Origin of the sequence: Falcatimonas sp. MSJ-15 (genome assembly GCF_018918265.1) — a bacterium.
Classification (GTDB): Bacteria; Bacillota; Clostridia; order Lachnospirales; family Lachnospiraceae; genus Falcatimonas.
Window position 1 is genome coordinate 45,344 of sequence record NZ_JAHLQC010000019.1, and the last position, 25,099, is coordinate 70,442.

General features: G+C 33.1%; 17 protein-coding genes. 15 read left to right on the forward strand and 2 right to left on the reverse strand.

Going from position 1 to position 25,099, the window contains the following annotated elements; all coding sequences use genetic code 11:
• Window positions 1–68: 68 nt before the first annotated feature.
• From KQI85_RS13595 to KQI85_RS13660, 14 genes are all read left to right on the forward strand, one after another.
• The gene (locus tag KQI85_RS13595) at window positions 69–2,588 is read left to right on the forward strand and encodes a glycoside hydrolase family 28 protein (protein ID WP_216576620.1); all 2,520 of its coding nucleotides are present in this window, start codon (window positions 69–71) and stop codon (window positions 2,586–2,588) included.
• Window positions 2,589–2,930: 342 nt separating this feature from the next.
• Window positions 2,931–4,595 carry a GGDEF domain-containing protein gene (locus KQI85_RS13600; RefSeq protein WP_216576621.1) on the forward strand — a complete coding sequence of 555 codons (1,665 nt, stop codon included), beginning with the start codon at window positions 2,931–2,933 and terminating at the stop codon, window positions 4,593–4,595.
• 140 nt (window positions 4,596–4,735) lie between these two features.
• Window positions 4,736–5,878, forward strand: coding sequence for a BMP family protein (locus KQI85_RS13605; protein ID WP_216576622.1), 1,143 nt, complete (start codon window positions 4,736–4,738; stop codon window positions 5,876–5,878).
• A 216-nt stretch (window positions 5,879–6,094) separates the two neighbouring features.
• On the forward strand, window positions 6,095–7,606 hold the full coding sequence (locus tag KQI85_RS13610; protein WP_253293906.1) for an ABC transporter ATP-binding protein: 1,512 nt from the start codon (window positions 6,095–6,097) through the stop codon (window positions 7,604–7,606).
• A gap of 5 nt (window positions 7,607–7,611) precedes the next feature.
• Window positions 7,612–8,733, forward strand: coding sequence for an ABC transporter permease (locus KQI85_RS13615; protein WP_216576624.1), 1,122 nt, complete (start codon window positions 7,612–7,614; stop codon window positions 8,731–8,733).
• Window positions 8,733–9,692 carry an ABC transporter permease gene (locus tag KQI85_RS13620; protein ID WP_216576641.1) on the forward strand — a complete coding sequence of 320 codons (960 nt, stop codon included), beginning with the start codon at window positions 8,733–8,735 and terminating at the stop codon, window positions 9,690–9,692. Before KQI85_RS13615 ends, KQI85_RS13620 begins: the two co-directional genes overlap by 1 nt.
• A gap of 14 nt (window positions 9,693–9,706) precedes the next feature.
• Complete coding sequence (udk, locus tag KQI85_RS13625; protein ID WP_216576625.1) at window positions 9,707–10,327, forward strand: uridine kinase; 621 nt, start codon at window positions 9,707–9,709, stop codon at window positions 10,325–10,327.
• Between the two features lie 85 nt (window positions 10,328–10,412).
• Window positions 10,413–10,916 carry a phosphohydrolase gene (locus KQI85_RS13630; protein WP_216576626.1) on the forward strand — a complete coding sequence of 168 codons (504 nt, stop codon included), beginning with the start codon at window positions 10,413–10,415 and terminating at the stop codon, window positions 10,914–10,916.
• Between the two features lie 217 nt (window positions 10,917–11,133).
• Window positions 11,134–12,042 (forward strand): chemotaxis protein, encoded by a 909-nt coding sequence (locus KQI85_RS13635; protein WP_216576627.1) that lies wholly within the window; start codon window positions 11,134–11,136, stop codon window positions 12,040–12,042.
• 383 nt (window positions 12,043–12,425) lie between these two features.
• Window positions 12,426–13,043, forward strand: a complete 618-nt coding sequence (locus tag KQI85_RS13640; protein ID WP_253293904.1) for a hypothetical protein — start codon at window positions 12,426–12,428, stop codon at window positions 13,041–13,043.
• A gap of 72 nt (window positions 13,044–13,115) precedes the next feature.
• Window positions 13,116–15,626, forward strand: a complete 2,511-nt coding sequence (locus KQI85_RS13645) for a hypothetical protein (RefSeq protein ID WP_216576629.1) — start codon at window positions 13,116–13,118, stop codon at window positions 15,624–15,626.
• 564 nt (window positions 15,627–16,190) lie between these two features.
• The gene (gene hisH, locus KQI85_RS13650; protein ID WP_216576630.1) at window positions 16,191–16,796 is read left to right on the forward strand and encodes an imidazole glycerol phosphate synthase subunit HisH; all 606 of its coding nucleotides are present in this window, start codon (window positions 16,191–16,193) and stop codon (window positions 16,794–16,796) included.
• Window positions 16,797–16,838: 42 nt separating this feature from the next.
• The gene (hisF, locus tag KQI85_RS13655; protein WP_216576631.1) at window positions 16,839–17,597 is read left to right on the forward strand and encodes an imidazole glycerol phosphate synthase subunit HisF; all 759 of its coding nucleotides are present in this window, start codon (window positions 16,839–16,841) and stop codon (window positions 17,595–17,597) included.
• Between the two features lie 151 nt (window positions 17,598–17,748).
• Window positions 17,749–18,426 carry a uracil-DNA glycosylase gene (locus KQI85_RS13660; RefSeq protein ID WP_216576632.1) on the forward strand — a complete coding sequence of 226 codons (678 nt, stop codon included), beginning with the start codon at window positions 17,749–17,751 and terminating at the stop codon, window positions 18,424–18,426.
• 290 nt (window positions 18,427–18,716) lie between these two features.
• On the opposite strand, the gene KQI85_RS13665 is transcribed toward KQI85_RS13660, so the two are convergent.
• Window positions 18,717–22,949, reverse strand: a complete 4,233-nt coding sequence (locus tag KQI85_RS13665; RefSeq protein WP_216576633.1) for a 2-hydroxyacyl-CoA dehydratase — start codon at window positions 22,947–22,949, stop codon at window positions 18,717–18,719.
• Window positions 22,950–23,121: 172 nt separating this feature from the next.
• Here KQI85_RS13665 and KQI85_RS13670 point away from each other — a divergent pair, with 172 nt between their 5' ends.
• Window positions 23,122–23,838, forward strand: coding sequence for a hypothetical protein (locus KQI85_RS13670; protein ID WP_216576634.1), 717 nt, complete (start codon window positions 23,122–23,124; stop codon window positions 23,836–23,838).
• Between the two features lie 74 nt (window positions 23,839–23,912).
• Here the strand turns inward: KQI85_RS13670 and KQI85_RS13675 are convergent, their stop codons facing one another.
• Window positions 23,913–25,085: an FprA family A-type flavoprotein gene (locus tag KQI85_RS13675; protein WP_216576635.1), complete on the reverse strand. Its 1,173-nt coding sequence runs from the start codon at window positions 25,083–25,085 to the stop codon at window positions 23,913–23,915.
• Window positions 25,086–25,099 lie beyond the last annotated feature (14 nt).

A 25,099-nucleotide genomic window follows, 5' to 3' on the forward strand; every position in this document is an offset into this window, starting at 1 on the left:
AATGCCAACGATATGGTATGTAGTAAATATTAAGTTGTTAACAGATGTAAAAAGAGAGTGGGGATAAGGTGAATATTATAGAAGCAACAGGTTCTGATCTGAAAAAAGAAGATCTTAATCAAGAGAGAATGTATTATGTTAAACAATTTATTAAAGAGAATAATGCGGTTTGTATTACAAATGCAATAAATGAAGCAATAACATTGGCATCGGAATGTGGTGGAACAGTTGTATTTGAACCTGGAGAGTATAGAGCATATACGATAGAACTCAAAAGCAATGTTAATATTCTGCTTATGAAAGATGCAATATTATATGCAGCAAAGACAGATTTTAATACAGAATATTTTAAGCAAAAAGGTGAAGGCGGTAATTATCTGGCACCGGAAGTTAATCTGTATGCAGGACTTCAGGATCATGGACATACATATTTTGCAAATAGTCTTATATATGGTCATGATATATATAATGTTAAAATCTATGGAGAAGGTCTTATAGATGGAAGTTTTTATAATGAAGAAACAGGTTATCTTGATTATGTACTCTGGGGTGGAGATCCTGGTGGAAGCAAAGAACGTAACCTTCCGGGACATAACGGAAGTTGGTTTGGAAATAAAGCAATAGCACTTGTACGATGCAAAAATATTATTCTTACAGGGATATCTGTAGTTATCGGAGGACATTTTGCAATAATTGCAGAAGGCGTAGATAATATGTTAATTGATGATATTCTTGTTGATACTACAAGAGATGCTCTTGATATAGACTGCTGTCAGAATGTTACTGTGATTAATTCAACATTTAACTCACTTACAGATGATGCACTTGTAATAAAGGCATCATATGGAGCTGGTATTTTTATGCCGGCTAAGAATATTCTTATCGATAATTGCAAAGTATGTGGATATGATGCTAAGAGTGTATATATGAAAAAATATACATGCGATAAACTTGTTGCAGAAGACAGATGTGGTCCGACAGGTAGAGTAAAACTTGGAACAGAATCAACATGTGGATATGAGATAGTTACGATACGCAATGTAAGATTTGAACATTCAAGAGGTTTTGCATTAGAGGCAGTAGACTGCTCAGATCTTCATGATATTATATTTGAAAATTGTGAAATGTATGATATAAGCAGTTCTCCGATATTTATAAGAACTGGTGACAGACAGAGAATTCCAGTTACCGGTAAGAGTAAAGAGGAAACTATCGGAATAGCTGACATAAGAATTAATAATCCTGAATATGTGATTCCGGATAATGATAAGTATGACAGGTATCCTGCGTTAAGATTTTCACCATCTTATAATTATACAAGAAAAGTGAATATAGATGGTAAAAATACTATTTATATTGTAGATAATAATGTGCCTGCAAGAATTAACGAAAATGCAGATATTAAAGACGAAAAACATGCAAATGCAACTTCACGTCCAATAGCCAAAATATATAATATAGCAATTCGAAATGTAAAAGCTGTTAATGTAGATCCAAGATATCCTGTAATTATAGCAGGCCTTGTTGACAGCAAGATTGAGAATATTATAATCGAAAACCTTGATATTACATATCGTGGTGGAATGAATATGAATGATGCTGTATATGAGCAGCAGATGAATACATGTTATGAATATAGACAATATATGACCACAAAGCAACGTCAGATAGTTCCATGGATGGTTAATAGCTTTTTCTGTAAGAATGAAGGATTGCTTCCAAGAGCAGATTATGATAAGAAAAAAGGCTGGATAAAAGATCCATACAATGTACCAGAATTACCTGCAACATATCCGGAACCAAGTATATTTGGAATACTTCCTGCGTATGGAATGTATATAAGACATGCTAAGAATCTTAGTATTAATAATATAGCAACTCATTATATCATACAAGACGATAGACATGCAGTAGTTCTTGATGATGTTAGCAATATTGCTATTACAAATGCCAAGTTTGATATAGCAGAAGATGTTAGTGAGATAGTACTTGTAACGAATAACTATAAGCGACATACCGGATATGAATATCTTAAAAACGAAGAATACTTTAGCACTTCAATAGATAACTATAATATAGAAGAAACGCATTCAATTACGAAAGTTACAGTTAATGCACCAGCACCGGGAACACCAGAAGATTCGTTATATGAAGGCTATACAGTTCCTATGTCTGATAATGGATTTGTATATAAGAAAGATGAGATAAGAAAGACACTTCCAGCTAGTGTTATAAGACCTTATTTTGTAATGGATGGGATAAAAAATATGTCTCATGGAGAATCATTCGTTATGAAGATTAAGATAAGAGATCCTTATGCTGAGACACTTACGAATGTTGGTGATATAAAGATATACAACGAAAGTGTTCAGAATAGTGAATATGTATATAAAGGTTCTAAGAGAGATATTAGAATAAGACTTATTACCAAAGATAAAGATGCAGATTATGATGAGGCAACAAGACTTTTCAGATATACACCTTCTGATGTTGTTAATGGAGAAAAAGAGTTCATATTTGAGGGGGATGATGGAATAATGCCTTTTATGGGAAAACTCATTATCAGAGTGAGTGATTGGTTATCATAAAAGTATAATTGCAAACTATATGTTGATTATGATAGAATGTATAATAGGTTTAACTTTCTGAATAAAAAATAAATATTATTAACTTAAGATATAAAAAGTGAAATGTAATATTGAAACTTAAAAAATGCTTAGTCTTATGCGATAACTATATTGGAAGAATATATATTTGCATGTACAATCTTTTTGATATAAGTAAGATATATGAGAAAAGATTGTAATGATAGATATATATGAGAAATTATAGTTATCTGTATGCATTTAAAAGCCGATAAAAAATCGACATCCGTTTTTACAACAAGTAGAGTAGACTGAATAAAAATAGATTAAAACCGAGGTAAGATTATGAAGTTAAGCTCAGAAAATCAAATATATAGAATTTTTGTGCTTTTGGCTATAAGCGCAATTATATTATGGATATGTGCAGCAACCACGACATCGAAAGATGCTATTGGTGAGTCTGAAATGCAGGCTGAAAAAATAGATAGTGGATGGTATCAGGTAAGAGATATTAATGATACTAACATTATAACTATGCCGGTGACACTTACGTCTGATGAGAATGGTATGGTTCATATAGCTGCAACACTTAAAGCGAGTAATGGACAGGATTCATTTATTTTGTTTAGAACAGCTAAATGTAAAGTTAAAGTATATGTTAATGAGCGAATTGTATATTCATACGGTGAAGACGATAATATATTCGCAGGGAAATCTCCGGCATCAAGGTGTCATATAGTTAATGTTGGAAGAAGTTTTTCAAGAGATAAACTGGATATTGTTTTTTATGTTAATACACCTGGCGATACATTAAAGATTAATGACGTATATGAAGGAACAGAAGCTGAGTGTATAATGACTCTTATAATGGGAGATTTGTTTAATGCATTTACATCTGTAATACTTGTAATAATAGGCATAATAATAATTGTATGTTATATTGTATTTAAAAAGTATCTTTTAAATGGTAGAGAACTGATGTACATTGGTCTGATTTCATTAGTTACAGCAATATGGTCATTTACAGAGACTTCGTATATTGATTTTATTTTTAAAAACCCAAATATTTCGGCAATTATACGATATACATCATTTACACTTATACCATTACCTATGCTATTATATATAAAAGAAAGTTCGCCAGACAACAATTCAAAAGTTATAAATGCAGTTGGAATTATGAATGTTATTGTCTATATTGTAAGTATGGCATTATATGTTGGAAGAATTACAGATTACCAGAATATAATAATTTTTACACATATTGTACTTATAATTACAGTATTTATTACAGCATATAACAATATAAGAGCGTTTATAAAAGAAGAAAAAGTAGGTAAAAAAATAGTTATTGGATTGGCATCTGGCATTATGGTAATGGCAATAATCATTGATTTGATCAGATACTATAAAGCAGTATGTGATGATAATGCAGGCTTTGTAAGACTTGCACTTATTCTATACATCTGTATATATGCACTTTATACACTTAACAATCTTTTTACGATGGCACAACTTGGTAATGAAGCAAAGGCATTAGAACAGATAGCATATACTGATCTGTTAACAGGCGTTAAGAACAGAGCTGCATTTGACAGAGATCTCAGAGAACTTCCTGCAAGCAGATATGGTGATATAAGAATCGTTGGCTTTGATGTTAACAATCTAAAACATACAAATGATACATACGGTCATATGGCTGGTGACAAACTTATAATAGCTGCAGCAAGGATAATAAGTGAAGCATTTAGGAATGAAGGAACATGTTATAGAATTGGTGGTGATGAATTCGAAGTTATTATGCTTGACAGTACACAAAGAGTATATGACAGATGTTGTGAGAAGATGGATAAAGTATCACAACTTGTCAATTCTAAATCTGAATATCCAATAGTTATAGCTTATGGAGATGCAGTATTTGACGTTGATACAGACCGTGAATTTGATACGATGATAAAAAGGGCTGATGCAAAGATGTATGAGATGAAGAAAAGAATGAAAAAGCAATAAAATACTTACTTATTTTAGAAATTTTAAAATTTTCTAAAAAAAATCTTGTCAAATCATGATCATGATAGTATTATAGACAAGTAATTATTTTGCTATATTTCCGGAGTTAGAGACTACCGGAAACTAAGGAGGAAGAAAAAATGAAAAGAAATCGTTTAACAAGTGTACTCGCTGCAGCATTAGCAACTACAATGGCTTTTACAGCATGTGGAAGTTCTAACAGTAACAGTGGTAATGACTCATCAAAGAGCAATGACACAACAACATCAGCAGATTCTAAGAATGAAGAATCAGCAGACGGATATGAAGTTGCATTAGTAACAGATATTGGTACAATTGATGACAAGTCATTCAATCAGGGTGCTTGGGAAGGCGTAGAAAAGTATGGTGAAGAAAAGGGTGTATCATACAAGTATTACAAACCAGTTGAGAAGACAACTGTAGCTTACGAAGATACAATGAAACTTGCTATCGAAGGTGGCGCTAAAGTTGTAGTTTGTCCTGGATATTTATTTGAACAGGCTGTATATGATTTACAGACAGAATATCCTGATACAAAGTTCATCTTAATCGATGGTGAGCCTAATGACGGTTCAGGTACATATAAAACAGCAGAGAATACATTACCTATCTTATTCGAAGAAGATCAGGCAGGTTTCTTAGCAGGTTATGCAGCAGTTTATGACGGATATACAAAGCTTGGATTCATGGGTGGTTTAGCATTACCAGCAGTTATGCGTTATGGATATGGATATATTCAGGGTGCTGATTACGCATGTGAAGAATTAGGAATTGATTCAGTAGAATTAAAATATAACTACACAGGTACATTTACAGCATCTCCAGAAGTTGCTTCAGCAGCAGCAGCATGGTATCAGTCAGGTACAGAAGTAATCTTTGGATGCGGTGGCGGAATTGGTAACTCTATTATGTCAGCAGCAGAAGATGCTAATGCAGTTATGATAGGTGTTGACGTTGACCAGTCATCAGAATCAGATTCAGTAGTTACATCAGCAATGAAATTACTTTCAAATGCAGTATATGATGGTGTTAAATCATACTTTGAGGATGAATTCAAAGGTGGAGAAACAGTAACATATGATGCATCAGTAGATGGTGTAGGTCTTCCAATGGATTCATCAAAATTCAAAAAATTTGATGAGAAGACATACGAAGACATCTATGCAAAAGTTAAGAGCGGTGAAGTTAAGATTGACAATGATGTAACAAAAGAAGTTACAGGCATTGAAACAAAACATGTAAAAGTTGTTGTTGTTGAATAGTTTTGATAAGCTATGTAAAAGTAGTTACAAGTAATTATTATTAGTTTGACTTATAATAAATTATTAGTTACAATGGAGTGTGTGAGCATTCGTACTAACTGATACATATTTTAAGATGTGTAATTAAGGAGATGCTTTATAGCATCTCCTTTTTAACGGCACTATAAAAAAGAATAAAAAGCAAGGGAGGAATCCTAAGTGGATTACATTATTGAGATGCTTGGAATTACAAAAGAATTTCCAGGTATTATTGCTAACGATAATATTACACTTCAGGTAAAAAAAGGTGAGATTCATGCACTTCTTGGCGAAAATGGTGCAGGAAAATCAACTTTGATGAGTGTATTATTCGGTCTTTACCAGCCTGAAAAAGGTATAATTAAGATTAAAGGTAAAGAAGTTAAAATTAATGGACCTTTAGATGCTAATGAACTCGGTATAGGAATGGTTCATCAGCATTTTAAGTTGGTTCATAATTTTACAGTTCTTCAGAATATCGTGCTTGGTATTGAAACTGTAAAAGGTGGAAAACTTCAGATGAAAGAAGCAAGAGAAAAAGTTATTGCACTTAGTAACAAGTATAATCTTGCAGTTGATCCAGATGCACTTATTTCGGATATAACAGTTGGTATGCAGCAGCGTGTTGAGATACTTAAGATGCTATACAGAGATAATGATATCCTTATTTTTGATGAACCTACTGCAGTACTTACACCACAAGAGATTGATGAACTTATGAAAGTAATGAAAGGTCTTGCAGATGAAGGCAAGTCAATTATATTCATTACACATAAGCTTAATGAGATCAAAGCAGTTGCAGACAGATGTTCAGTTCTAAGACGAGGAAAATATATTGGAACAGTAGATGTTAAGACTACTGACAAAGAGGCAATGTCAGAGATGATGGTTGGCCGTAAAGTTAATCTTGTTGTTGAGAAAGGCGAAGCCAAACCAACAGATACTATTCTTGAAGTTGACAATCTTGTAATTAAGAATAAAAAGCAGGGACATACAAAGAATCTTATTAATAATATTTCATTTAATGTACGAAAAGGTGAGATTGTATGTATAGCCGGTATTGATGGTAATGGACAGACTGAGTTAGTACAGGCGATAACAGGGCTTATGCCAATTGATTCAGGAAAAGTATTTCTTAATGGAGAAGACTTTACTAACAAATCAATAAGATATAGAAATACACATGGTATGTCACATATTCCGGAAGATAGACATAAACATGGACTTGTTCTTGATTATACTCTAGCTGAGAATATAGTTTTACAGGAATATTTTACAGATGAATTCTCAAAAGCAGGATTTTTGAAAAAAGATAGTATTAATAAATATGCCGAAAAACTTATTGATAAATTTGATATCAGAAGTGGGCAGGGAATAATTACGAAATGTAGAAGTATGTCCGGTGGTAATCAGCAGAAAGCAATTGTTGCAAGAGAGATTACTAAAAAACATGATCTTCTTCTAGCTGTACAGCCAACAAGAGGACTTGATGTTGGTGCGATAGAATTCATTCATAAGCAGCTTGTAGAACAAAGAGATAATGGTTCAGCTGTTTTACTTGTCTCACTTGAACTTGATGAAGTTATGAATCTAAGTGACAGAATTCTTGTTATTTATGAAGGTGAGATAGTTGCAGAAGTTGATCCTAAGAAAGTATCTATTAAGGAACTTGGTCTGTATATGGCAGGTTCTAAGAAAGGAGAAAAATAACGGACATGAGTGCTGAAAAAGTAAAAGATAAAAAATCAGGTAATGGCTCTGTCGGAGTTATTTCCTCAATATTTGCTATTATAGTTGGTCTTATAGTTGGATTTATAATTCTTTTAATAAGTTGTCCAAATGAAGCAGTAGGTGGATTTGTAACAATTCTTACAGGTGCATTAACACATGGAACAAAAGGATTAGGAGATGTATTATATCAGGCAACTCCAATAATTCTTACAGGTCTGTCAGTGGCATTTGCATTTAAAACAGGTCTGTTCAATATCGGTGCTTCAGGACAGGTTATTGTAGGTGCATTTGCAAGTGTAACAGTAGGTATAATGTGCAAATCACTTGGTGGTGTTCATTGGCTTGTAGCACTTCTTGCAAGTGCTGTTGCAGGTGCACTATGGGCTATAATTCCAGGCCTTTTTAAAGCTGTATTTAATGTAAGTGAAGTTATATCATGTATTATGATGAATTATATAGGTATGTATTTTGTCAATTATATGGTTAAGAAGACACCGGCAATCTTTGATAATATGCGTAACCAGTCAAAACCGGTTGCATCAACAGCTAATCTGCCAAAAGCAGGGCTTGATAAGATATTCGCAGGTTCAAGTGCCAATGTAGGTATAATAATTGCCATAATAGTTGTAATTATTATATATATTATATTAACTAAGACAACATTTGGATTCGAATTAAAAGCAGTAGGTCTTAATAGAGACGCAAGCCGTTATGCTGGTATTAATGAGAAGAAGAGCATTATATTATCAATGATGATAGCAGGTGCACTTTCAGGACTTGCAGGTGGAATGATATACTTAAGTGGTACAGGTAAATATATTGAAGTTGTTGACGTCCTTTGTGATGAAGGATTCACAGGTATTTCAGTAGCATTATTAGGTCTGTCTAATCCAATTGGTGTATTATTTGCAGGATTATTCATAGCATATATTACAACTGGTGGATTCTATCTTCAGTTATATTCATTCTCAACAGAGATTATTGATATTATTATTGCAGTTATAATATACTTCAGTGCATTCTCATTATTTGTTAAGAATGTAATAGCTAAGATAAAAGTGAAAAAAGAATTAAAAGCCGAATCAAAAGAAGGAGGTAATAAATGATGAGCGTTGTATATTTTGTTGTTCAGCAGATGATGTTATTCTCCATTCCTTTATTAATAGTAGCACTTGGTGCAATGTATTCAGAACGAAGCGGTATTATTAACATTGCTATGGAAGGTATTATGTTAATGGGTGCTTTTGCAGGAACATTGTTCTTAAAGTTTACTGATGGAACAATGAGTGGACAGTTACAGCTTATTCTTGCAATTCTTATATCTGCAGTAGTAGGAATTGTATTTTCATTATTACATGCTTATGCTTCAATCAATATGAAAGCAGATCAGACTATAAGTGGTACAGCACTTAATATGTTTGCACCGGCTTTTGCAATATTCACAGCCAGAATTGTACAGCCGGAACATGTACAGCAGGTACAGTTTACTAATACATTTAGAATTGCAAGAGTTCCTATTCTTGGTGATATACCGGTAATTGGCGATATGCTATTTAAGAATGCATATATTACAACATATATAGGTTTTGTAATACTTGCTGTCGCAACATATGCATTATATAAGACACGTTTTGGTCTTAGACTTAGAGCATGTGGTGAGCATCCTCAGGCAGCAGACTCTGTTGGTGTTAATGTATATAGAATGCAATATGCAGGTGTTATTATATCAGGTGCTTTAGGTGGAATTGGTGGATTAGTATTTGTTGTTCCAACATCAACTAATTTCAATGCTACTGTTGCAGGTTATGGTTTCCTTGCAATAGCAGTACTTATCTTTGGACAGTGGAAACCAATAAGAATACTTTTTGCTTCATTCTTCTTTGGATTAATGAAGACAATAGCAGCAAGTTATTCAGGAATTCCTATACTTGTTGATCTTGGAATCCCAAGTTATTTTTACAAGATGACACCATATATTGCGACTTTAATTGTACTTGTATTTACTTCTAAGAATTCCCAAGCTCCTAAAGCAGAAGGTATTCCATACGATAAGGGCGCAAGATAGAAGGAGATTTAATTATGAAAGATGTTATTGTAATCGGAGTTGCGGGCGGTTCCGCATCTGGTAAGACTACAGTTGCAGCGAGACTGAAAAAAGAATTTGGAAGTTCAGTAGAACTTATATCACATGACTATTATTATAAGAGCCATGATGATATGTCATACGAAGAGAGAAAGCTTCTTAATTATGATCATCCTAATGCTTTTGAAACTGATAGACTGATTCGTGATATTAAGAGTCTGAAAGATGGTAATGCCATAGATAGACCAGACTATGATTTTACTATTCATAACAGATCTGATAAGACAATAAAAGTTAATCCGGCAAAAGTAATTATTCTTGAAGGAATACTTATATTTGAGAACAAAGAACTTTTAGATCTAATGGATATTAAGATATATGTTGATACAGACGCAGACGTGCGTCTTATCAGACGTATCCTAAGAGATGTAAAAGAAAGAGGGCGTGATTTGGATTCGGTTATAATACAATATCAGAATACAGTAAAACCTATGCATGAGCAGTTTGTTGAACCTTCAAAGAGATATGCAGATATAATTATTCCAGAAGGCGGACAGAATGAAGTTGCATTATCAATGATTATCAATAAGATTCGTTCTATATTAAATAACAATTAATTATTAGATACAAAGCGGTATAATGGAATTTACATTATATCGCTTTTTAATTATATAGTTAAAAAAGATAAAAGGAGTAAGAAAAATGGATGAAAATAATGAATTAATTCTGGCAATGGTTAGATATTATGCAGGAGATCCAAAGCGAATTAATCATTTTCTTAAGGTGAATGCTTTTGGTAAGATTATTGCATCTAAAGAGAAAGTAGATAGCAGGATGTATAATATAATTGATGTAGCTACAATAACTCATGACATTGGAATAAAAGTAAGTGAAGAAAAATATGGAAGCAGTGCAGGCAAATATCAGGAGCTTGAAGGACCGGCGATTGCAAAAGATATGTTATCAAAGTTAGAGTACGATGAAGGACTGATAGAGAGAACGATGTATCTTATTGGACATCATCATACGTATGATAATATAACAGGGTTGGATTATCAGATTTTAGTCGAAGCTGATTTTTTAGTTAATATCTATGAAGACGGTATGAGTAAGGAAGCTATTAACAGCGTTAGAAGTAAAATATTTAAAACCGATACAGGTAAAAAACTTCTTGATAGTATGTTTGATATTAAAGAGGAAAAATAATATAGAAAAGATTATATAGAAAGTAGAATATTCTGAACATATATATAGTGTCTATACAGAGAATATTTGAAATTCTAAATTGGTAAAAATATCCTAATATAAAAAACGAAGTATAATATCAAAAAAAACGCATACTATGCCGAAATAAAAGTTATGAAACGGCTGAAAGCCATTGAAAGATGAGAAAAAGCCTTAATTTTAGGAGGTATGGTATTATATGGAAACTAACATTTTGTTGGAGAATGGTACAAATGAATTAGAAGTTTTAGAATTTACAGTAGGAAACAATAATTATGGGATTAATGTTGCTAAAGTAAAAGAAATACTTACATCACAGCCGGTAACACCAATTCCTAATGCTAATCCTTCAATAGAAGGAATTTTTATGCCAAGAGATATGATGATAACAGTTATTAATCTGGCGAGAGTACTTAGTTATCCGGATTCAGAAGATTTTACAAAAGATATGTTTATTGTAACTAATTTTAATACTCTTAATGTTGCATTTCATGTTCACAAAGTAGTTGGTATACATAGAGTGTCATGGGCAGACATAATAACACCTGATCAGACTATTAGTTCTGCAGAGAGCAGTGTTGCAACAGGTATAATTAAACTTGATGGAAGAATTATAGTTATTCTTGATTTCGAAAAGATTGTATCTGATATTAGTCCAGAGACAGGTCTTAAAGTATCCGATATTAAGGCTCTTGGTGAACGTACACGAAATGATACACCGATATTTATATCGGAAGACTCTACACTTCTTATGAAACTTATAAAAGACTCACTTGCTAATTCAGGATATACTAATGTATCAGCTTTTCCTAATGGTAAGGAATTATGGGAAGAACTTGTAAGGTTGAAAGAAGAAGGAACAGTATTAGATAAAGTAAAATGTATAATTACAGATATAGAGATGCCACTTATGGATGGTCATAGACTAACAAAATTGGTTAAATCTGATGATGTATTGAAAAGTATACCTTTGATAATCTTTTCATCACTTGTTAATGAAGAGATGAGAAGAAAAGGTGAGCAGCTTGGAGCAGATATTCAGCTTTCAAAACCTGAGATAGGTAAATTGGTTAATGAGATAGATAAGTTACTGCATTATAATGAGTAGTAAGTATATTATAATGTGGCTATATCACCTTTATAAGTGGAAAGTACTCTGATTAAGAGCTTTATAAGTGGGTAGTACTGTGATTACGAGTTTTTATAAGTGGAAAGTACTCTGATTAAGACCTTTTATAAGCAAGGAGTACTGTGATTAAGAATCTTTTTAAAGAAGAAATACTATAATTAAGAATTTTTTAAAGAAAAGAAGTACCAAAGATTAAGATTCCTATATGGTTCACATATTGGTGAAATAAAAAAATATTACAAGTTCGTGATATATATATATACATTTTTAAAAATATTTATTATAATAGAGATTGCACTTTAATCTGCACATATTATATGAGCGTTAAAGTGTAATCTTTTTTTGCAAAGAAGGAGTAAATGATGAGAGATATAAAAAATGAGATAGAACAGGCAGATTATGTACTTGTTGGAATTGGCAGTGAGTGGAAAGCACAAGAAGGAATGGAGAATACCATACTAGAGGCTTATAATAAACTAGCTGACATATTAAAAGATAAGAACTATTATATAGTAACAACATGTTATGATGATATAATATTCGATTCAGATTTGAAAAAAGAGCAGATTACAGCACCCTGTGGAAGTATTAGAAGATATCAATGCGAGAATGGATGTACAGGCGTTATAAAATCAGAAGACGAAGTAAACAAAGATAGTACATGTCCTGTATGTGGCGGTCAATATGTTAAGAATATTGTGAAAGCAGACAAATATAACGAAGAAGGATATATGGATAGTTGGAAAAACTATGGAACATGGTTGTCAAGAACACTTAATCGTAAAGTAGTTATACTTGAGCTTGGAACTGATTTTACATATCCGACAGTTATACGTTGGGCATTTGAAAAAGTAGTTATGATAAATAATAAAGCATATATGTACAGAATTAATGAAAAATTCTGGCAATTAACTGAAGAAATCAATGAAAAAGCTGAAAGTATTAAGATGAATTCAATTGATTATATCAATAAATATTGAGAAATAACAAAAGGCTGACGATATATCATCTGTAGTAGTGTGCGAAAACACAGAAAAATTGAGGTGAGAAAGTTGGCTGATAAAGACAAAAATACAGAAGATTATCTAGATAGTCTGCTTAATGCTGCATTAAAAAGTGGCAATACTGATGATAATGATAATTCAGAGATGGCAAATATTGATTTTTCATCAGAAGCAAAAGAGATAAAAGAAGATGATCTGCAGTCTATATATGGAGATATGAGTTTTGACGATCTGATGTCACAGCATGAAGTAAGCAGTGCTTCATATACAATGGATGATATACCAGCAGAACCATCTGAGAATGTAACACCTGATAAAACATTAGAAGAATCATTAGAGAATGAAGCACCGGATAAAACATTAGAAGAATCATTAGAGAATGAAGCACCGGATGGAACATTAGCAGAAGCATCTGAGAATGAAGCACCGGATGGAACGTTAGAGGAATCATTAGAGAATGAAGTGCCAGATGGAATATTATCGGACGAATTAGATACAATATCTGATATAGCTCAAGATGAAGAAGAAACTGGTGGTGTTAATAATACTGAGAGTTATGATGATATGGCATTACAGGAGAATACGGATTCTGTACAGAATGATGAACCAGGAACAGATGATGAATCGGATAATGTTGGATTGCCAGATGATATATCAGATGATGAGATAGGAATGGATAATCAATCAGAAGATGAATTATCAAATGATACTTTAGAAACTGGCAATCAAGATACTGCGAAGCCGGAGAGTGGACTATCAGAGAATTTGACCGAAACAGAGATTCAGGATAATATTGAGCCGGAGAGCAGACCATCAGAGAATCTGGCTGAAACAGAAATTCAGGATAATATTGAGCCGGAGAGCAGACCATTAGAGAATTTGGCTGAAACAGAGATTCAAGATACTGCTGAGTCAGAGAGCGATATATCAGATAATAACATAGAATTAGATAGTCAGACAGAAGAAGATGATATATCACAGATGAAAGACAACGCAGATAGTCATACAGATATAGTAGAAGAATCGGAAGCACAAGAGGTATCAGATAGTGGATTAGAAGATATACTTGATAATAATGAATTAGACAATATGTTTGATAGTATTAATCAATCGGATATTGATGGTATTAATGAATCAGATAATGTTTCGGAAGATATATCAAGTAGTGACAATGAGACAGACAGTATATCAGATGATGATAATACAGATAGTATATCAGATGACGATAATACAGACAGTATATCAGATAACAATAATACTGAACCGGCAGATACATTAGATAATGATAATAACGAAACTGATACTATATCAGAGGATTCTAATGGAGAGGATGAGGCTCTTAATTGGGATGAGTTTGATGATATGTTGTCATTTGATGAAGATACTCATGGCAATACAGATAGTATATCAGATATTGATTATGATAATGTAGATATAACAGGACTTGAAGATGAACTTGAAGCAATACCAGACAGAAAAGAGAATGCCAAGAATAAAAAATCTGATGATAAAAAAGTGAAAGCAGACGAGAATAATGTTGAACTTGATAATGCAAAAGGTACTAAGAAGAAAGAGAAAAAAGGCTTATTCTCAAAGCTGTTTAAAAAGAAAGCAGATAAGGATGCTAATGAAGAAAAAGAAGAACCACAGGAGAATGGTGCAGGCAATAGTGATGAAATATCAGGTTTGGCAGATAGCATATTAGGAGACACAGATAGTAATGATGTATCAACTGATAATTCAGATCTGCTTGGACTTGATGGAATGGATGTATTTGGAGATACACCAAAAGTATCTGATGCAGATAGCCTTCTTAATGAGCTTGGTGGACTAGGTATTGATGCAGATGAATTAGCTGATGTTCCAGAAAGAGGTGCATCATCAGAAGAAAAAGATTCAGAAGATGCAGATAAAAAAGGCAAGAAGGGTAAAAAAGGCAAGAAAGAGAAAAAACCTAAGAAAGAAAAGAAACCTAAAAAGCCTAAAAAAGAAAAGAAGAAAAAAGAGAAGAAGCCTAAAAAACCTAAGAAAGAAAAAGAACCTGTAGATCCATCAGAACTTCTTACAATAAAACCACTGCCAGTAGTATTCTTTGTTCTGCTTATAGCCGGTGTTGTAGTAGCAATACAAATATTTATAAGTTACTATCCATATAATACGTCTATAACACAAGCTAGAAGTTATTTTGAAAAAGGTAACTATAGCAAGGCATATATAGAAATAAGCGGATTAGATGTAAAAGAAAAGGATAAGCAGTTGTATGAACAGATAGTTATGGTAAATCGTCTTGAAAGATATTATGTATCATACTATAACTACAAAGAACTTAAGATGGAAGAAAAAGCACTTACAGCTTTGATTAGTGGTGTTGCAAAATATGATGAGATATACGAAGAAGCAAATCAGTTAGGTGTAGCTAATCTCATAGATGGTGTGAAACAGTCATTACTAGAGATACTCTCATCGAATTATGGAATAGATGAGAATAAAGCAAAAGAGATTAGTGCAATTGATGATGAACAGCAATATGAAGCAACAATATCAATCTATATAAAATAGTATGATGTAAGATTGAATAGTGGTATATAAAAACATATCATTTTTTCAGGTAATAGAGATTGATATGCTACCCTCATATAGGACAATGAAATATAAAAGTCCTATATGAGGGTATTTTTATGCTTTGTGACCTAGTTAGCATGCAAGGTATGAACTGTTTACTCATAAGATGTGAACTATTTACTTATGAAGGAGAATAATGGCAAAATCACTAGAATGGTTATTATAATACGAGATACAAACTATTTACTATGGCAAGAGAGAAATATTCGTTATAATTATAATTATGTAAAAAAATCTTGCAAAACCATTAAATCTATGATAAAAATATACTATGCAAAAGTAGCGAATTAGCAAACTAAAGCAATTACAAAATAAACTAAAGCAACTGAATAAAACAATTATGAATGAAGTAATTATGCATAAAACAAATATATATGAAGTAAATATGAATGAAATAATTAAAAATACAATAATTACTATAGAATAATTGAGAATAAGGCAGATGTGAGAAAGTAAGTAAAAGAATAGATATACAAACAGATGGAAGGAGCAGGCAGTAATATGATAGCGATACTTGATTATGATGCAGGTAATTTAAGAAGTGTTGAAAAGGCATTGAATTATATAGGTGAGGATACAGTTATAACAAGAGATAAAGATGTGATAATGAATTCTGACAAAGTAATACTACCAGGTGTAGGATCATTTGGTGATGCTATGGAGAAATTGAATAATTATAATCTTATAAATACGATCTATGATGTTGTAGACAAGAAGATACCATTTCTTGGGATATGTCTTGGACTACAGTTATTATTCGAAGAAAGCGAAGAGACACCGGGAGTAACAGGACTTGGTATTCTCAAAGGGAGAATCAAGAAGATTCCTTCAATTGATAATATCAAGATTCCACACATGGGATGGAATTCAATAGATATAAAAGATGGTGCAAAGTTATTTAGAGGAATGTCAAAACAGGAATATGTATATTTTGTTCATTCATACTATCTTGAAGCAGAAGATGAGAATATAGTAGCTGCAACAACAGAATATGGAACACATATACATGCGTCTGTTGAATCAGGCAATATATTTGCGTGTCAGTTTCATCCAGAGAAGAGCAGTGAAACAGGCTTACATATATTGCAAAATTTTGTAAATCTGTAAAATAAGATTAATTTAAGATTGATTAATGAGGAGCGATTATATATGTATACAAAGAGAATTATCCCATGTCTAGATATAAAAGATGGACGAGTTGTAAAAGGAATTAATTTTGTTAATATAAAAGATGCAGGTGATCCGGTTGAAGTTGCGACTGCTTATGATAAAGCAGGAGCAGATGAAGTTGTATTTCTTGATATTACAGCATCATCTGATAATAGAAATACAACAGTTGAGCTTGTAAGAAAAGTAGCAGAAAAACTCTTTATTCCATTCACTGTTGGTGGAGGAATAAGAACAGTTGAAGATTTTAGAGTACTTCTAAGAGAAGGTGCTGATAAGATATCAATCAATTCAGCAGCTATAATGAATCCTAATCTTATTAGCGAAGCAGCGATGAAGTTTGGAAGTCAATGCGTAGTAGTTGCCATTGATGCTAAGAGAAGAGAAGATGGCGGATTTAACATATATAAAAATGGTGGAAGAGTTGATATGGGAATTGATGCAGTTGAATGGGCAATGAGAGCAGAGAAACTTGGAGCAGGTGAGATACTTCTTACAAGCATGGACGCAGACGGAACTAAGGCAGGATATGATCTTGAACTTACGAAGATAATAGCAGATAATGTATCTATTCCTGTAATAGCTTCTGGAGGAGCTGGAAGAAAAGAACATTTTTATGATGCGTTTGTAAAAGGTAATGCAGATGCAGTCTTAGCAGCATCACTTTTTCATTATAAAGAATTAGAGATTAAAGATCTGAAAGATTATCTTGCTAACAAAGGAATACCAGTAAGAATATAGCTTGCATAACATATATATAAGGACTATAATATGACTGTTATGTATTATTAATATTATTAAATTACTAAATATTAGAGATTAATCAAAAGTTTAATATTTTTAATATTTGCAATAGCTATATTTACAAAAACAGACAGGAGATACTATAGATATGTCAATGATTACTAATGACTGGCTTGATTCAGTAAAAAGTGAATTTGCAAAGCCATATTATAAAGATTTATATAATTTTGTGCGTGAAGAATACAGTACAAGAGAGATATACCCACCTGCAGATGATATATTTAATGCATTTCATTTTACACCATTAAGTAAAGTAAAAGTATTACTTCTTGGACAGGATCCATATCATAATTATCATCAGGCACATGGACTTAGCTTCTCAGTACTTCCGGATCAGAAAGATATTCCACCATCACTTCAGAATATCTACAAAGAGCTTAATACAGATCTTGGATGTTATATTCCTAATAATGGATATCTGAAGAAATGGGCAGATCAGGGTGTTCTTTTATTAAATACAGTACTTACAGTAAGAGCACATCAGGCTAATTCACATCAGGGAAGAGGTTGGGAGACATTTACCGATGCAATTATAAAAGCTGTGAATGAACAGGACAGACCAATAGTATATCTTCTATGGGGCAAGCCTGCGCAGAGTAAGATTAAGATGTTGGATAATCCAAAACATCTAATTCTTACAGCACCACATCCAAGTCCACTTTCTGCATATAGAGGATTCTTTGGCTGTAAGCACTTTAGCAAGACTAATGAATTTCTTGAAAAAAATGGAGTTGAGCCAATTGACTGGCAGATAGAGAATATCTAAGATTATTAATTAAGATATTTATTATATAAAAAATCACATTTCCGTTATAATAAGGTTTTTAAACCAATTTATATATAATGAAAATGTGATTTTATTTTTTATCAAAAGCTAATTCTAAAAGCAAATTAAAATTTTACAAAAAGCCAATTCTAAAAGTGAATTATTATTTTACAAAAAGCAAAATCTAAAAGCGAATTATTATTTTATCAAAAGCCCATTTTTAAAGCAATTTATGAGCTTTTAATAAAATATTTCTAATGTGAATTAGTAATTCTAAATTCTATATAAGATTACTTTTTATTCATTAAATTCTTCTGTGCAGTAGATAACATAAGTTTAATTCTATTAAGCTGGTTAACTTCACTTGCACCCGGATCATAATCAATAGCAATGATATTAGAATCAGGATATTGATGTCTAAGTTCTTTGATAACACCTTTACCAACAATATGATTAGGCAGGCAGGCAAATGGCTGACAGCATACGATATTATTAGCACCGGAATGAATAAGTTCAAGCATCTCACCTGTTAAGAACCATCCTTCACCAGTCTGGTTACCAAGTGATACAATAGGTGCAGCCATATTAGCAAGTTCATCTATTGTTGAAGGTGGATCAAAATGAGTACTTTCAGCAAGTGCTTTTTTAGAAGCTTTTCTGAATTCTTCAAGGAAAGCAATCGCAACTTTAGAAGTAATCATTGTCTTTTTCTTAAATCCAAGATATTCATACTTGAATTCACTATTCTTAGCACAATATAACAAGAAGCCCATAAGATCCGGCATAACAGCTTCAGCACCTTCGGATTCAAGAAGTTCAACAAGGTAGTTGTTAGCAGCAGGAAGGAATTTTACAAGAATCTCACCGACAATACCAACTCTTGGCTTCTTAACATCAGTTATTGGAAGTTTATCAAAGTCAGCAACGATATTACGACAATTCTTATTGAATTCTTTCATAGATGCTTTGCCTTTAAGTGATTCGATACATTTCTTCTCCCATTTTTCGTGCAATGCGTCAGTAGAACCTGCAACTTGTTCATAAGGACGTGTGCGATATACAACGTTCATGAATAGATCGCCATATACAACAGCCTGCATTGCTTTTTTTAGCATAGGAAGTGTATAAGAGAAACCAGGATTCTTCTCAATACCACTTGCACTAAGTGAGAGAACAGGGATATTAGGAAGACCGGCTTTTTCAAGAGCACGTCTTATAAATCCTATGTAGTTGGTAGCACGACATCCACCACCTGTCTGTGTAATAACAATAGCAGTCTTTGAAAGATCATATTTGCCTGATAATAGAGCTTCCATAATCTGACCAACAACGATAAGTGAAGGATAACATGCATCATTATTAACATATTTAAGCCCGATATCAACTGATGACTTACCTGTATTTTGTAATATCTCAAAGTTATAGCCGCATGAATTAAGAGCAGGCTGTAACAGATTGAAATGTATAGGTGACATCTGAGGGCATAGAATAGTATAATTCTCACGCATCTCTTTAGTGAATTCAACACGTTTGTATGCAGAAGATACAATCTCATGTGTATAATGATTCTTGTCACGGACTTTAAGTGCTGATATCAGAGAACGAATTCTTATTCTTGCAGCACCAAGGTTATTAACTTCATCAATCTTTAGAACTGTATATATCTTACCTGAGCCAGAGAGTATATCATTAACACAGTCAGTAGTAACAGCATCAAGTCCACATCCAAATGAATTAAGCTGAATCATATCAAGGTTAGGCTGCGTCTTAACAAAGTTGGCAGCAGCATATAATCTTGAATGGTACATCCACTGATCCATAACAATAAGTGGACGATCTACTTTGCCAAGATGAGAAACTGAATCTTCTGATAGTACAGCTATTCCGTATGAATTAATAAGTTCAGGAATACCATGATTAATCTCAGGATCAACATGATATGGACGGCCGGCGAGTACTATACCATGTCTTCCGGTTTCTTCCATATATTTAAGAGTTTCTTCACCTTTTCTCTTAATATCTTCACGACAATTATTAAGTTCAGTCCATGCAAGATCAACAGCTTTTTTAATCTCAGAGGCAGGAATATCCATCTTTACAAACTCTTCAACAAGTCTCTTTGAGACAGTCTCTTTGTTAGTAAAAGATAAGAACATATTCATAAAATTAATATTGTTGTTTTTTAACTCTTCTACGTTATTCTTGATATTCTCAGCATAAGAAGTAACGATTGGACAGTTATAATGATTATTAGCACCATCAATCTCCTGACGTTCATAAGGAACACAAGGATAGAAGATGAATTTGAGTCCCTGTTTAATAAGCCATGATATATGTCCATGTGCTAACTTAGCAGGATAACATTCTGATTCACTAGGAATTGATTCAATACCCAGTTCATATATCTTACGGCTAGAAGCTGGTGAGAGTTCAACTCTATATCCAAGTTCATTAAAGAATGTGAACCAGAATGGATAGTTCTCGTACATATTTAAGACTCTTGGAATACCAACACTTCCTCTTTTTGCTTCGTCAGGTGCAAGTGGTTCATAAGAGAATAATCTCTTGTTCTTATATTCAAAGAGGTTAGGGATATGCTCTTTATTCTTCTCTTTTCCAAGACCACGTTCACATCTGTTACCTGTGATGAACTGGCGACCACCGCTAAAACGGTTAATAGTAAGAAGACAATTATTAGTACATCCTTTACATCTTGCCATCTTAGTATCAAAAGTAAGATCATTAATCTTATCAATTGTAAGCATAGTTGATTCGTGTGAACCATCATATCTCTCTCTGGCAACAAGTGCAGCACCAAAAGCTCCCATAATACCTGCAATGTCAGGTCTTACAACTTCAACACCGGCTATTTTCTCAAAACTTCTAAGAACAGCATCATTATAGAATGTACCACCCTGTACTACAATTCTGCGTCCAAGATCCTTAGGATCAGATACTTTTATAACTTTGTATAAAGCATTTTTTATAACTGAGTAAGCAAGACCGGCAGAGATGTCAGATACTTCTGCACCTTCTTTTTGAGCTTGTTTAACTTTGGAATTCATAAATACTGTACAACGTGTACCAAGGTCAATTGGATGTTTAGCAAAAAGTGCAGCTTTTGCAAATTCCTGAATAGAATAATTGAGTGATTTTGCAAAAGTCTCAATGAATGAGCCACATCCTGAAGAGCAGGCTTCATTAAGCTGAACAGAGTCAACAGTCTTATTCTTAATCTTAATACACTTCATATCCTGACCACCGATATCAAGTATACAGTCAACAGTTGGATCAAAGAAAGCAGCAGCATAATAATGAGATACAGTCTCAACTTCGCCTTCATCAAGCATAAGAGCAGCTTTGATAAGTGCCTCACCATATCCTGTTGAACATGAATATGCAATATGTGCATCTTTTGGAAGAAGAGAATAGATCTCTTTAATTGCTTTTATTGTAGTTGCAAGAGGGCTTCCATTATTGCTTGAATAAAAAGAATATAGTAATGAACCATCTTCGCCAACAAGAGCAACTTTAGTAGTTGTTGAACCTGCATCAATACCAAGGAAACAGTTTCCTTCATAAGTACTTAAGTCATCAGTAAGTACTTTGGCTTTGCTATGACGATTGGTAAATGTCTTGTAGGCCTCTTCAGACTCAAAAAGAGGTTCCATTCTGGCAACTTCAAATTCAAGTTTGATTGTATTAGATAGACGTTCGATAATAACATCAATATCTACTGTTACGTCTTTTTTACTTGTAAGTGCAGAACCTATTGCTGCGAATAAGTGTGAATTGTCAGGTGCAATAATCTGTTCGTCTGATAGATTGAGAGTTCTGACAAAAGCATTCTTAAGTTCTGTTAAAAAGTGAAGTGGTCCGCCAAGGAATGCAACGTTACCACGAATTGGCTTACCACATGCAAGACCACTGATTGTCTGATTAACAACTGCCTGGAATATAGAAGCAGAGAGGTCTTCTTTAGTAGCACCTTCATTAATAAGTGGCTGAATATCCGATTTGGCAAATACACCACAACGGGCTGCAATAGGATATATTGCCTGATAATTCTTAGCATATTCGTTAAGACCACTGGCATCAGTCTGTAAAAGTGAAGCCATCTGGTCAATAAAAGAACCTGTACCACCGGCACAGATACCATTCATTCGCTGATCAATACCATTAGTAAAGTATATAATCTTAGCATCTTCTCCACCAAGTTCAATAGCAACATCTGTCTGTGGAGCATAATCATTAAGAGCAGTTGCAACAGCAACAACTTCCTGTGTGAAAGGAACTTCAAGACTTTTAGCAAGTGAAAGACCACCTGATCCTGTTATGACAGGATTAAGATCCATTTCACCAAGTTTATTTTTTGCTTTTTTCAAAAGCGAAGCAAGTGTCTCCTGAATGTTGGCAAAATGTCTTTCATAATCTGAGAAAAGCACTTTGTCATCATTATCAAGTATTGCAATTTTAACTGTAGTGGAACCAATATCAATTCCTAATCTGTATGTATTTCTCATATTTTTAAGCTCCTAGGCTTAACCTCCTTAAAAATTTTAGCTACTTATTTAAATATATATGTAGTGAATATGTAACTTTTCATATTATAGCGCAAAGAATGTCAAATTACAACTTTTTTAACCGATATAATAGATAAGCTAATTTTTTTGTCAATTTAAGGAGGTCTGTTCTATGAAAGATATTAAAACACCATGCAGAAGAGAAGATTTACTTGATGATAATGCATACTGTTTCAGACATTTTTATATCTCACGAGAAGATAATATGATAGTATTCGCCTATGGAATAACTGAGACAGGTAAGCTTGCAGTAAGAAGGATGCCACTTCATATATGTACAAACCGTTTTGTTCTTAAAGATACGACTAATTATTCACATCTTCATCAGGCTACAATATCAACAGATATGAACAAAGAGGAATTTGTTAATATCAGACTGTTGTCAGATGAGAATAAGAAAGTCAAGATATTACTTAAAGATTTTCAAAATTACAGATACCAGAATATTATATTCAAAAAAGATGATCTATACTATGAGATAATAAAGCAGCTTCGTGATGCGACATTTGATAATAAAATTGCATGGTATTATTCTACTGAAAAAGAATGTTATATAACAGAGTTTCTGTTCTCGGAATACTGTGTTAAGAGAATAGTAGAGAATGTTGATGGTTCTTCGCTTATAAAGATAACTTTCTATATGAACGATGATAACGGAAGCAAGGAATTATATAGTGCATACAGTGGAGAAAAAGAAGAATTGAGCCAACCACTTATAGAATTATCGAGCCAGCTTGAGATGTATTGTGTCAAGAATGGTAAAGGTAAGCGTGAATGCAGAATATATAATGATGCAGCAGTACTTAAGATAATTAATAAGAAAAATTAGAGAAAAAGAAGATAAAAATAAGAGAAAAATACCGGGTAGTGTTAGGTTTATTCATACTACCCGGTTATTTTTATCTATTCAACTAATTCTTTAGCAAGCTGTCTTATATCATCAGCATCAGTGCTTTTAACACTTGATCTTATTGATACAACAGTATCGCAAAAAGTAATATTTTTACAATCGGCAAGAGATTCCTTGATTTTCTTGGCAGCTAGTGGTGCCCATGAGCCATTCTCTATAAGACCTACAGTTCGGTTAGAATAATTTCTCTCAACCAGACCATTAAGAAAAGTCTTTATGCAAGGAAAGACATCAGCGTTATAAGTCAGACTGCATATTACAAGCTGGCTATATTTGAAAGCTTTTGCAATTGCATCATGCATATCACAACGTGCCAGATCAAGAACTTCAACATCATTTTTACCATAATTATGAATGTGAGTGCTAAGCAGCATGGCAGCATCTTTGGTATTGCCATATACTGATGCATAGACAATAAGAACACCTTCTGATTCCGGACGATAGGAAGACCAAGTGTCATACAGATTAATATAATGAGCAAGATTATCAGTTAGTACAGGTCCGTGAAGTGAACATATTGTATTAATCTCAAGTGATGCAGCTTTTTTAAGAAGAGTCTGGACTTGTGTACCATATTTACCAACAATGCCAATATAATATCTTCTGGCTTCATCATCCCATGTAAGAGAGGACGTAGTATTAATAGCACCAAAACGTCCAAATGCGTCAGCAGAGAATAGAATCTTCTCAGTAGATTCATACATAACCATAACTTCAGGCCAGTGAACCATAGGTGCAAATAAAAAATTAAGACAGTGTTTTCCAAGTGATATGGAATCACCATTGCTAATTTCTATCTTCTTAAAAGGTTTTGAACAAAGAGAACTTAATTCATAAAAAGCCTCCATCATTTCAAAAGATTTTTTATTAGATATAATAGTAGTATCAGGGTAATGTTTGAGAAAATTAAGCATACTTGCAGAATGATCAGGTTCCATGTGAAGAACAATAAGATAATCAGGTCTTCTGCCATTGAGTGTATTTGCCATGTTCTCAAGCCATTCCTCAGAGAATGAGACGTCAACGGAATCTATTACAGCTATCTTATCATCAAAGATAATATATGAATTATATGAGATACCATCAGGAACATGATATTGCCCTTCAAATAGATCTATATTATGATCGTTAACACCTATATTAAAGATTGAATCTGTTACTTTCATAAGATTAACTCCTT